Origin of the sequence: Gordonia sp. SL306 (assembly GCF_026625785.1) — a bacterium.
In the GTDB taxonomy this organism is placed as follows: Bacteria; Actinomycetota; Actinomycetes; order Mycobacteriales; family Mycobacteriaceae; genus Gordonia.
In genome coordinates, this window is the sequence record NZ_CP113063.1 from 3,830,968 (window position 1) to 3,843,301 (window position 12,334).

8 protein-coding genes are annotated in these 12,334 nt (G+C 65.4%); 6 read left to right on the top strand and 2 right to left on the bottom strand.

Going from position 1 to position 12,334, the window contains the following annotated elements; genetic code table 11:
- Nucleotides 1–112 precede the first annotated feature (112 nt).
- The 5 genes from OVA31_RS17575 to OVA31_RS17595 all read left to right on the top strand — a co-directional run bounded on the left by OVA31_RS17575 (nt 113) and on the right by OVA31_RS17595 (nt 6,037).
- Nucleotides 113–1,072: an AurF N-oxygenase family protein gene (locus OVA31_RS17575; protein WP_267627904.1), complete on the top strand. Its 960-nt coding sequence runs from the start codon at nt 113–115 to the stop codon at nt 1,070–1,072.
- The gene (locus OVA31_RS17580) at nt 1,072–2,646 is read left to right on the top strand and encodes an FAD-dependent oxidoreductase (protein ID WP_267627905.1); all 1,575 of its coding nucleotides are present in this window, start codon (nt 1,072–1,074) and stop codon (nt 2,644–2,646) included. Before OVA31_RS17575 ends, OVA31_RS17580 begins: the two co-directional genes overlap by 1 nt.
- A 249-nt stretch (nt 2,647–2,895) precedes the next feature.
- Nucleotides 2,896–3,243, top strand: coding sequence for a molybdopterin oxidoreductase (locus tag OVA31_RS17585; RefSeq protein WP_164306403.1), 348 nt, complete (start codon nt 2,896–2,898; stop codon nt 3,241–3,243).
- Nucleotides 3,243–5,723, top strand: coding sequence for a nitrite reductase large subunit NirB (nirB, locus tag OVA31_RS17590; protein ID WP_267627906.1), 2,481 nt, complete (start codon nt 3,243–3,245; stop codon nt 5,721–5,723). The genes OVA31_RS17585 and nirB overlap by 1 nt, the downstream gene beginning before the upstream one ends.
- Before the next feature lie 11 nt (nt 5,724–5,734).
- Nucleotides 5,735–6,037, top strand: coding sequence for a Rieske (2Fe-2S) protein (locus OVA31_RS17595; protein WP_267631582.1), 303 nt, complete (start codon nt 5,735–5,737; stop codon nt 6,035–6,037).
- A gap of 61 nt (nt 6,038–6,098) precedes the next feature.
- Here OVA31_RS17595 and OVA31_RS17600 read toward each other — a convergent pair whose 3' ends face one another.
- Nucleotides 6,099–6,977 (bottom strand): DUF559 domain-containing protein, encoded by an 879-nt coding sequence (locus OVA31_RS17600; protein ID WP_267627907.1) that lies wholly within the window; start codon nt 6,975–6,977, stop codon nt 6,099–6,101.
- 212 nt (nt 6,978–7,189) lie between these two features.
- Nucleotides 7,190–11,308, bottom strand: coding sequence for a molybdopterin-dependent oxidoreductase (locus OVA31_RS17605; RefSeq protein ID WP_420714217.1), 4,119 nt, complete (start codon nt 11,306–11,308; stop codon nt 7,190–7,192).
- 269 nt (nt 11,309–11,577) lie between these two features.
- Between OVA31_RS17605 and OVA31_RS17610 the strand changes: the two genes are divergently transcribed.
- Nucleotides 11,578–12,264 (top strand): response regulator transcription factor, encoded by a 687-nt coding sequence (locus tag OVA31_RS17610; RefSeq protein WP_267627909.1) that lies wholly within the window; start codon nt 11,578–11,580, stop codon nt 12,262–12,264.
- Nucleotides 12,265–12,334: the final 70 nt, after the last annotated feature.

Below are 12,334 nucleotides of genomic sequence, written 5' to 3' on the forward strand. Positions count from 1 at the left end.
AGCCTGTTTACTCCCTCACACCCCGATGCTATCTTGACAACACGCATTGTCATAACAGTGCTCATTGTCAAGAAAGAACAGTTGTTCACCGACGACCTGGAGGTCGAATCCGATGACTGCAGCGATGGAACGGACGCAGAGCGACGGCGGCACGCCGGATCAAGCTCGCCCGGACAACGTCGTGAGCATGCGTGACCAGGGGGCCAACGAGGTCTCCGAGCGCCTCCTGGCGTCGGCTGCGCGTCTCTCCCGGAACGCGATGACCGAGATCGACTGGTCGGAACCGATGGATCCGACGAAGTACGGCTGCAGTCCGGAGTGGTCGTCGCTGTACGGGACGGCCTACTGGGACGAGCTGACCGAGGAGCAGCGCATCTCGGTGACCCGTCACGAGTTCGCGTCGATCATGAACATCGGCATCTGGTTCGAGATGATCCTGCAGGAGATGGTCATCCGCGACCAGTATCTCGGCGCCTATCACGACCCGGAGTTCCAGTTCGCACTCACCGAGGTCGCCGACGAGTGCCGGCATTCGATCATGTTCGCCAAGGCGTCGCAGAAGATGGTCGGCACGTCCTACCGCCCTACCAAGATCGTGGGACGTCTCGGCAAGCTCTTCAAGCGCACCGCGAAGAACGAGATCGCCTACGCCGGGATTCTCGTCGCGGAGGAGGTGCTCGACGTCTTCCAGCGGGGCTGCATGCGTGATGATCGCGTGCTCGACTTCATTCGGACCATCAACGAGATTCACGTGCTCGAGGAGTCGCGCCACATGAAGTTCGCGCGTGAAGAGGTGCGCGAGTCGATGGAGGGTGTTGGCTGGGCGCGGCGACAGTTCAGTGCGCTCTATGTCTCGCTGGCGGCGTACATGATCGTGACGAGCCTGGTGCAGAAGAAGGCGTTCGCCGATGCCGGGCTCGACGCTGATCGTGCAGTCGCGGAGATGAACTCGAACTCGCATTTCCAGTCGATGATCCGCAGCAGTTGCGCGCATCTGATGGAGTTCCTCGACGAGGTCGGGCTGCTGACCCGCCCGGCGATGCACTACTACCGCAAAGCGAACATGCTCTGATGTTCGTCATCACCCAGTCCTGCTGCAGCGACGCAGCATGTGTGTCCGTGTGTCCGGTGAACTGTATCCACCCGACCCCGGAGGAACGCGGTTTCGGCAGTTCCGACATCCTGCACATCGATCCGGTGGCGTGCATCGACTGCGGCGCCTGCGCGGATGCCTGCCCGGTGGATGCGATCTACCCCGCCGACAAGCTCGGCACCCGGGACAAGGTGTTCATCGACATCAACGCGGATTTCTACAAGAAGAACACCGACATCACCTCGGGATGGAACCAGGTTGAATACCCGGAGATCCCGAAACTGCCTGCGGGACTGCGAGTTGCGCTGGTCGGGACCGGGCCGTCAGGGGGCTATGCGCTCCGGACGATCCTGGACCGGACCGAGGCCGACGTGACGGTCATCGACAAGTTGCCGACGCCGGGCGGACTGGTCCGTGCCGGTGTGGCGCCCGATCATCCCGGCACCAAGGGAGTGCTTCGCGGGTTCGATCTGCTCTACCGCGATCCGCGCGTCACCATGGCGACCAATGTCGAGGTCGGTACCGAACCCGGGCAGGTGACCCCGGCCGAACTGGCGCAACATTTCGACGCCGTGTTCTATGCAGTCGGCGCGAGTGAGTCGCGTCGGCTGGGCATCCCCGGCGAAGATCTGCCGGGCTCGACGTCGGCGACCGATCTCGTGGCCTGGTACAACGCGGTTCCCGGCAAGGAGGCGCCGCCGCTTCCCGTTGACGGCACCGGTCGCGCCGTGGTGGTCGGCACGGGCAATGTCGCGCTCGACGTCGCGCGCATTCTCGTCTCGCCGCCGGAACTCCTCGCCACCACCGACATCGCTGATCGTGCGTTGCGGATCCTCGAGGAGCAGAACATTCACGAAGTCGTGGTGCTGGGCCGTCGTGATCAGGCGAGCGCCGCGTATACATCGGCGGAATATCGTGCGTTGTCGACCATTCCGGGTGTCGAGATCGTCGTCCACGACGATCCGTCGGCGGAGGCCCCCGATCTCCGAGGGCCCGCCGACCGGAGCAAGCGTCGCATCGTCTTCCTCTTCCACACCTCGCCCGACGAGATCGTCGGGGAGCAACGCGTGGAGGGCGTGACGGTGCAGACCGGCGGCACCCGGCACACCGTTGCCGCCGATCTCATGGTGCGATCCATCGGCTACCGGTCGACTCCGATCGCCGGACTTCCCTTTGACCACGAGCGTGGCGTGTTCCCGAACACCGATGGCCGGATGCTCGACGACGACGGCAACGTGATCCCGGGCGCCTATGTCCTCGGGTGGGCAAAGCGGGGTCCGAGTGGCGGCATCGGCACCAACAAGGTGTGCGCCGAGTCGACGGTCGAGGACTTCATCCGGGACGCCGTAGGCGGCCGACTCGAGCGGACGACCAGGGAGTCCAAGGCGTTCGCCGCGCTGCTGCGCAAGCGGGCGCGTCATGTGATCGGTTATCGCGGGATGCGTGCGATCGACGCTAGTGAGCGGCGTCGTGGCCTCCCGCAGGGCCGCCCCCGGGTCAAGTACACCGACGTGGCCGAGATGGTCGGCGCCGCGGGCTGGCGTAAGCGCTAGCGCTGGGCCGTAGATCTCGATACGCACGTTCGCTTCGCTTGCGGTTTACTCGATCGGCGGAAACCATGTCGCTTGCGGGCTACTCGATCGGCGAAGCTGCCGCTGATCGAGTAGCCCGAACGGAGTGAGGGCGTATCGAGATCGAGATCACCCAGATCACTCACCCCCGGATGTCCGGTGAGGTCCTGACAATCGCCTTGTAACACCGAGGCAAGCATTGAGTCACGCGCGGTCGCGATAGTGGCACACATGTCCAGCACACCGCGGTTCCTGCAAGGCGTCTTCGCGTTCACCGGCACCGGACTCACCAAGCCGGGCCCGGTCGATCCGTCGCTGACCTTCGTGGTGCCGTCCGGGCTGACGGCGCAGCCGCTCTACTTCCGGGGCGGCAACAGTTCCGACGAACTGATCTACGTCACCCTGACACGCGACGGCAAGCCGATGCGGATCTTCCCGATGGGGGCCAAGGCGTCGGTGAACGTGCCGTTGCGGGTCGTCGAGGACGTCGACCCGGACTCGACGCTCGAATTGGTGCTGGCCGCGCCTGAGGGCGCGGCAGGCGAGGTCGTCATCGATTTCGGGATGGTCGTCTTCTGATGCCGAAACGCAAGCTCGTCGTCGTCGGCAATGGTATGGCCGGCGCGCGGACGGTCGAGGAGATCCTGGCCCGCGGGGGTGCGGACCTGTTCGACGTGACGATGATCGGCGACGAACCCTACGGCAACTACAACCGGATCATGTTGAGCCACGTCCTCTCCGGTGAGACGGCACTCGACGACGACGATCTGATGCTGAATCCGATGGCGTGGTACCGGGAGAACGACGTCACGCTCTACAGCGGCGACAGCGCCGACGCCATCGATCGTTTCGCCAAGACGGTGACCTGTGCCAGCGGTCGGTTGATCGCGTTCGACGTGCTGATCGTCGCGACCGGCTCCAACACCTTCTTTCCCAACATGGACGGACTGCGGGAACCGGACGGTCGGCTCGCGCGCGGTGTGTTCGGTTTCCGGACCATCGAGGACACCAACGGAATGCTGCAGATGGCGACCGCCCGCGACGATGTGCGCGCCGTGGTCATTGGTGGTGGCCTGCTCGGGCTGGAGGCCGCGTACGGCCTGAAGACCCAGGGCGTGGAGGTGGACGTGGTCCATTCACCGGGCCACCTGATGAACCAGCAGCTCGACGAACGCGGTGGGAGGGTGCTGCGCAACAAGATCGAAGAACTCGGCGTCGGTGTGCACACCGGGAAGCGGACCACCGCCGTGCTGCGCAACGACGACGGGACGATCGCAGGCGTGGGCTTCGCCGACGACCAATCGCTGCCCGGCGACATGATCGTGGTGACGGCCGGTATCCGTCCCAATGTCGATCTCGCCCGGCGGGCGGGGCTCGTCGTCGAGAGGGGCATCGTCGTCGACGACCAGATGCGCTGCGAGGACGAGGGTTTCATCTTCGCGGTCGGGGAGTGTGCTCAGCATCGCAGCGAGGTGTACGGACTGGTGGCGCCGCTCTGGGAACAGGCGGTGGTGCTCGCCGACGTCATCACGGGTACGAATCCGGATGCGGAATACCATGGTTCGCGTTTGACCACCAAGCTGAAGGTGGCCGGGGTCGATGTGGCGGCGATGGGCGTCAAGGGGCCCGAACGTGACGATGACGAGTTCGTCCAGTTCTACGAACCACGCAGCGGTACCTACAAGAGCGTGGTGGTGCGCGACAACAAACTGATCGGCGCGATGCTGCTCGGCGACATCTCCAAGGCGAACTTCCTCACGCAGGCGTTCGACGAGAAGGTACCGCTGCCGGATGAGCGCATCTCGATGCTGTTCGACATGGGTACACCCAGCACGGCGACGGGCGCTGCCGAACTCGCCGACGACGTCCAGGTCTGCAACTGCAACGGTGTCACCAAAGGCGACATCGTCGGCTGTGTGCGCGGCGGCTGTACCAGCGTGAGCGAGGTGTGTGCGGCCACGCGAGCCGGGAAGGGCTGCGGCTCCTGCAAACCCCTGGTCGCCGACATCGTCGAGTTCGCGGCGGGGGACGCGCTGACCGCCGACGTGTCCGCCGACTGGTACGTGCCCGCGATCCCGCTGACCAAGCCCGAACTCATCGACGCGATCCGTCGACAGGATCTCCGCTCGGTGTCCGACGTCTTCACTGCGCTGGCACCCGGGGGTGAGGACGCCTCCGCCAAGATGCCGCTGGCCTCGCTGCTGCGCGTGGTCTGGGGTGCCGACTGGAAACGGGAGCCGGGTGCGCTCTTCATCAACGACCGCGTGCACGCCAACATCCAGCGCGACGGCACCTTCTCGGTGGTGCCACAGATGAAAGGTGGCGTGACGTCGCCGCAGCAGTTGCGTCGGATCGCCGATGTGGCGGAGAAGTACGACATCCCGATGATCAAGGCCACCGGCGGACAGCGGATCGACCTCCTCGGGGTGAAGAAGGAGGATCTGCCGAAGGTCTGGCAGGACCTGGACATGCCGTCGGGCTATGCCTACGGCAAGTCGTTCCGGACGGTCAAAACCTGTGTGGGAACCGACTATTGTCGCTTCGGTCTCGGCGACTCGACGCAGCTGGGAATCGACATCGAGACGCGGTATCAGGGACTGGAGTCGCCGGCCAAGCTGAAGCTGGCGGTCACCGGCTGTCCACGCAATTGTGCCGAGGCGTTGTGCAAGGACTTCGGGGTGGTCGCGGTGGGCGATGGTCGTTGGGAGATCTACGTCGGGGGTGCGGCCGGTGCGCACATCCGCAAGGGCGACCTGCTGGCCACGGCGGAATCGCCAGACGAGGTGATCCGCCTGTGCGGCATCTTCATCCAGTATTACCGCGAGCAGGGAAAGTGGCTGGAGCGGACCTACGCGTGGGTGCCGCGGGTCGGTATCGAGGAGCTTCGCGCGGTCCTGGTCGACGACCGCGACGGACTCGTGGCCGGTCTCCAGGAGCGGATCGACGAAGCGGTGGCCGGTTACGTCGACCCGTGGCTCGATCGGGAGGAACCGAAGTCGCCGGCCCAGTTCATGTCATCGTTGCCGTTGCTCCCCTTACCGAAGGTGCCGGTCCGGTGACCCGCGTCGACATGGGGGTCGTGGTCGGGCCGATGGAGGATCTCTTGCCGGGCGAAGGGCGGGCGTATGCCGTCGGCGATCGGCAGATCGCGGTGTTCCGGATGACCGACGGGACACTTCGCGCCACCGATGCGGTGTGCCCGCACAAAGGTGGTCCCCTTGCCGACGGGCAGTTCGACCTGGGGCAGATCGTGTGCCCGTTGCACCAGTACGCTTTTCGCTTCACCGACGGCGGGTGCGCTTCCGAGGGAATCGGGGCGGTCGCGATTTATCGGGTGGAGGATCGAGACGGCCAGGTCGTGGTCTGGGTATGAGGCGGTGTCCCAGATGACACCGGAGCGCGCTCCTGAGGAGATATCTGGCTCGGCGATCCGCTCAGGTGTCGTCTGAGACAAGTTCTCTCCGCTCGACCACCGGCTTGAGGTGCTCGCGTCGACGAATGAGGTCCATGATCGTCTCCTCAACGTCCGGCCATTCGTGGACCACCTGGTGGTAAGTCAGTCTGATGACGATGTACCCGAGCTCGACGGCCTTTCTGTCGCGCTCACGATCTTTCTCGAACTGCTCCTTGCTGCTGTGGGTTTCGTAGCCGTCGACTTCGATGATCAAGGAGGTGCCGACAACAAAGTCGACGATGCCGACTTCGGGAATGGTGACCTGTGATCGAATTCCGATCCCACGGGAGCGGAGGCGTAATCGGGTCATCGACTCGGTACCCGACTGTGCCTGATCATCGCATCTATCGAGTAGCCGTCGGATACGTACCGGGGCCGAGCGGAACTGAACCTCGAGGTCGGAGAGCCCGAGTAGTTGCTGATTCAGAATCGAATCGCAGACCACCACGATGCCTTCGTCGTCCAGGCATTTGAGGGCATGGCGGAGGGCGACCGTCAGCTCATCGGTGCTGCGCAGTTCTGATTCCGGTCTGCCGTACTGTTCGCAGAACGTCTTGTGGGCGCCACGATGAGCGCTCGCGCGGGCGCGGACATGGACGGTCTCCGATGAGCCGGGGACCCACACCTTGTGGAGTCGAAGGGCGGACAGACAGCTGAGAACTCCGCCCGTCGATACTGCCGTCGCAACATCTTGGTTCGCCCAGGGCGTCGCGTACCAACCGCGTCGCACGCAGCGCAGCTCAGCATTCCTGATCGCGGTGCGGAGATCGGTACGGGTCATCCCCGCTGAACGGAGTTGCTTCCAGGAGGCGACGCCGAGGCCGGCCGCCAGGACACCAGCGCAATCGATCTGATCCATGCCGGCAGCGTCGCATCTCGTGGACGTCGACGGCCTGCGGCAACCCTCGCAATCGTCCTTCTGTGGACACCGACGGGACTGTGCACAAAGTCGGTTGTCCGCAGTGTCCCAGATGACACGTGAGCGCGGCACGGTGGCGACTGCTGGCTCGGGCGGCCGCTCAGGTGCCTCCTGGGACAGCACTACCGCAGATCGAGGAGTCGTCGCGAGATTCAGTAGACGTCGCGGACATAGCGCTTGTCCGCGGCCAGCGCCTTCACGTATCCCTCGGCGCTGGTGGGTGCCAACTTTCCGTGCTGCGCGACTACGCCTTTCAGAGCGGAGTCGACGTCCTTGGCCATCCGTCCGGCGTCGCCACACACATAGATGTGCGCACCGTCGTGGAGCCATCGGTACAGTTCGGCGCCGTGTTCGCGCATCCGGTCCTGGACGTAGACCTTCGAGGCCTGGTCCCGCGAGAATGCCACGTCCAGTCTGGTGAGCAGGCCGTCGGCAAGCATCGAGGTCAGCTCCTCCCGGTAATAGAAGTCCGTTGCGGCATACTGCTCGCCGAAGAACAGCCAGTTCGGACCCGTGTGACCGAGAGCCTGTCGTTCGTGGAGGAAGGCCCGGAAGGGTGCGATCCCGGTCCCCGGGCCGATCATGATCATCGGCACGTCGGGATCGATCGGCGGCCGGAAGTGGTTGGTGGAGTTGACGAAGATCCCGATGTCCTCGCCGTCGGCCTGATCGGCGAGAAACGTCGAGCAGACGCCCCCGCGGGGCGTGCCGTGGACGTTGTATCGGACCGCGGAGACCGTCAGGTGCACCTCGTCCGGGCTCGACAACGGACTCGACGAGATCGAATACGACCGGGGCGCCAGCGGTTTCAGGACGTCGATCCAGTCGGAGGTCGACGCGCGCACCGGGTGCTCGGACAGCAGATCGACCGATTGGCGCCCCCAACTCCATTCCGCGAAACGGTTCTTGTTCCCGGCGGCGGTCAGGTCGCGGAGGTCGTCGTCCCCGGTCCGCTCCGCGACAAACCGGACGAGATCGGTGTTCACCTTGGCGAACTCGAGGCGTTCCCGCAGCGCTCGGCGAAGGGTCATCTCACCGGCATCGGGGAGGTAGACGACGTCGTCGCCGTCGAGGCGGGTCGCCGACAACCACTCCTCGATGAGGGCCGGGTTGTTGCGCGGCCACACCCCCAGGGCATCGCCGGTGCGGTAGGTCAACGAGTTGGGCGGTAGGTGAAATGCGAAGTTGCGAACATCCTTCTGTGAACCCGAGCCGTTGAGCTTGATGTTGCGGGCCAGGGACGTGACGAAGGGGTTCTTGCGGGAATACGCTGGCGTGTCCGTAGCGGCGGGGTTCGGACGATCCGCGGTGGACACCCGGGGTCGGTTGCTGTCGCCGAGATCGTGGTTGCCGTCGGCGGGATTCGCGTTGCCGTCGGCGGTGGTGCTCAGCGCTCCGACAACCTGTTCGAGCCAACTGCCTGCGGTGTCCTCGAACTCGGGCTCGCAGTCGACACGATCGAGGATCCGAGAGCCGCCCAGCTCACCGATGCGGGCGTCGAGTTTGCGTCCGTGGCCACAGAAGTCGTCGTAGCTGGAGTCGCCGAAGGCGAGCACCGCGTACCGAACGCCGGAGAGGTCGGGTGCGTCGTCGGTGTTCAGCGCCTCCCAGAACTCACTTCCGTTGTCGGGTGGATCTCCGTCGCCGGTGGTCGACGTGACAAACAGGACTGTTTCGTTGTCGGGGAGCCGACCGGGGTCGCAGTCGTCCATCGAGACCGTGGTGACCGCGCGACCGGTGCCGGCGACCCGGTCCGCGCACAGGGTCGCGAACTCTTCGGCGTTGCCCATCTGCGATGCCCAGAGGACGGTCACCGCTCCCACCGATCCGACATCGTCGGCGGGGTCGACAGGTGCGGGGGCATCTGCGGAAAGTGTCCGGCGGGAGAACATTCCGGCCAGCAGTCCAGACACCCAGGTGCGGGTGTCGGGAGCCAGGGGTGCATCGGCCGGTAATACCGGGACCTCGCCGACCGGCGGATCGGCGCGTAAGCCGCCGATGACCCCCGCGAGGTAGAGCTTCTCGGTGTGGGTGGGTTGCGGGAGCACGATGCCGGACACGCCGACGAGCTCGGCGAGGGTGTCGATCACGGGCTGCCCGTCGGATACCGGAGCGGAATCCCCTGGTGTGGGCGCGTTCTCGGAACTCGCGGCGGCCACGCGTGTGAGGGTCACCGCGCACACCTTGAACTCGGGTTGCTGTGACATCGGATCGACGGCGTCTGATGTGACGGCGTTGATCGCGAGATCGTCGCCGAACATGTCGTTCCAGTGAAAGGGCACAAAACAGTTCCCGGGCCGTACGCGATCGGAGATCGATGCCGGAAGAACTGCATGTCCCCGGCGCGAGGCCACCTCGACCCGATCCTGCGCAGCGATGCCGAGGCGCTCGGCATCAGCGGGATGGATCTCGACGAAGGGGCCGGGATTGAGTTTGTTCAGCTTCGCCACGCGCCCGGTCTTGGTCATCGTGTGCCATTGGTGCGGGAGTCGACCGGTGTTGAGCAGGAATGGGTGGTCGTCGTCGGGCATCTCGGCGGGATCGACATGAGGTCGGGCGAAGAACTGGGCGCGACGGGTCGGGGTGGCGAACGCCAGCGTCGGGACGGTCCCGTCCTCGGTCCGATGGAGGGACTGGCTCACGCCGTCGTTGAGATAGCGGATCGGGTTGCGGCCGTGGGGGTCCGGTGTGTCGACGAGGTCGTCGGGCGGGCACGGCCATTGCATGGGCGTGCGGCGCAGTCCGTCGTAGGTCATGCCGCGCAGGTCGTAGCCGGTGCGTGGATTGGCGAACTCGCGGATCTCGTCGAAGATCTCCTCGGCGCTCGCGTAGCCGAAGGCGTCGGCATAACCCATCTCGCAGGCGATCCGGGCGATGATCTGCCAGTCGGGGATGGCCTGTCCCGGAGGCTCGACGGCGGGCTCGAACAGCGTCACGTTGCGCTCCGAATTGACCATGGTGCCTGCGGATTCGGTCCACAGTGCGGCCGGGAGCGCGACGTCGGCGTAGGAGTTGGTCTCGGTGTCGGCGAAGGCGTCCTGCGTGATCACCAGCTCGGCCCGCTCCAGGCCGGCGATGACCGTGGACCGATTGGCCACCGATGCAACGGGATTGGTGCAGATGACCCAGCAGGCGCGGATCTCCCCGTCCGACATCCGGCGGAACATGTCGATGGTGCCGCCCCCGACATCGGTGCGCAGGGTGCCGGGCTCGAGCCCCCACTTCGCCTCGACGAAGGACCGGTCGTCGTCGGAGATCACCGCGCGTTGCCCGGGTAGCCCGGGGCCCATGTACCCCATCTCGCGACCCCCCATCGCGTTCGGCTGGCCGGTGAGCGAGAAGGGGCCACTGCCGAGCCGGCAGATCGCACCGGTCGCGAGATGGAGATTGATGAGCGCGTTGGTGTTCCAGGTGCCGTGCGTCGACTGGTTGAGACCCATCGTCCAGCAACTCATCCAGTTGTCGGCGGTGCCGATCATCTCGGCGGCGGCGCGCAGGTCCTCGGCGGAGACGCCGGTGATCTCGCTGACCAAGTCGGGCGGGTACTGCGCGGCGAAGTCGGGCATCTGGTCGAAGCCGTCGGTGTAGGACGCGATGAAGTCGTCGTCGGTGTGCCCGCCGGTGATCAGCAGGTGCAGCAATCCGTTCAGGAGCGCGAGGTCGGTGCCGGGCTTGACCTGCAGGAAGAGGTCGGCCTTGTCGGCGGTGGCGGTGCGGCGCGGATCGACCACGATGAGCTTGGCCCCGGCCTTGATGCGGTCCATCATGCGCAGGTGCAGGATCGGATGGCAGTCGACGATGTTGGAGCCGATCACGAAGAAGACGTCGGCGTGGTCGAAGTCCTGGTAGGAACCCGGCGGGCCGTCGGCGCCGAGCGACTGCTTGTACCCGGTGCCCGCGCTGGCCATGCACAGCCGCGAGTTCGACTCGATCTGGTTGGTCCCGATGAAACCCTTGGCGAGTTTGTTGGAGAGGTACTGCGCCTCCATCGACATCTGACCGGATACATAGAGGGCCACCGCATCGGGTCCGTGTCGGTCGATGATCGTTCGCAGGCGATGGGCGGTGTCGGTGATCACCTGGTCCAGGTCGCCGGGTTGTGCGGTGGTGCCGCGTTCGGTGCGGACCATCGGTGCGCTCAGCCGACCACCGCCGGCGAGCATGTCGGCGGTGGTGGAGCCCTTGGTGCACAGGCGGCCGAAGTTGGTCGGGTGGTCCTTGCGGCCGGTGGTCTTGAGGATCTGGCCCGATTCTCCGCCGGACAGGTCCATACCGCACCCCACGCCGCAGTAGGCGCACAGCGATTGGACGGTGCCGACGGATTTCACATGGTCCAGCGTCGGTCGGACGTGTTTCCTGATTCGTAGCGTCCAGTTACACGCCCATCAACTTGACCTCACAGGCCTGGCCGATGTCTGTGCGGAGCGCAGATCATCCGGACGCGATCGAGATCGGCCCGCGACGTACCTGCGTCAACGGTCTTCACGACACACTTGTCGTCCTCAGACACATCTCAGCAGTTCACGATAAGACTGTAGGTATGCGCATCCTTGTGGTCGACGACGATCGGGCGGTTCGTGAGTCGCTTCGCCGCTCGTTGACCTTCAACGGGTACGGCGTGGACACCGCGGCCGACGGGCTTGAGGCTCTGGAGAAGATCGTCGCCGAACGCCCGGACGTCGTGATCCTCGACGTCATGATGCCCCGACTCGACGGGCTCGAGGTCTGTCGGCGACTGCGGTCGGCGGGCGATGACCTGCCGATATTGGTGTTGACCGCCCGCGACTCGGTCTCCGAGCGCGTCTCCGGCCTCGACGCAGGCGCCGACGACTACCTGCCCAAGCCGTTCGCACTCGAGGAACTGCTGGCACGACTGCGAGCACTGCTACGGCGCGCGACCCCAGAAGACGACATCGATTCCGAGGCGCTCGCCTTCGCCGACCTCACGCTCGACCCGGTGACCCGCGACGTATCGCGCGGCGATCGGAGCATCAGCCTGACACGCACCGAGTTCGCGCTGCTGGAGATGCTGATGGCGAACCCTCGCCGCGTGCTGTCGCGCAGCCGCATCCTGGAGGAAGTCTGGGGCTACGACTTCCCGACCTCGGGCAACGCCCTCGAGGTGTACGTCGGCTACCTCCGTCGCAAGACGGAGGCCGACGGCGAGGACCGGCTGATCCACACGGTGCGCGGTGTGGGCTACGTGTTGCGGGAGACGCCTCCCTAGTGCTCGCCGAACACACCGACCCCGCGTCCCCGGCGTCGCGCGGGTTCCTGCGGCGCAAACGCGACAATCT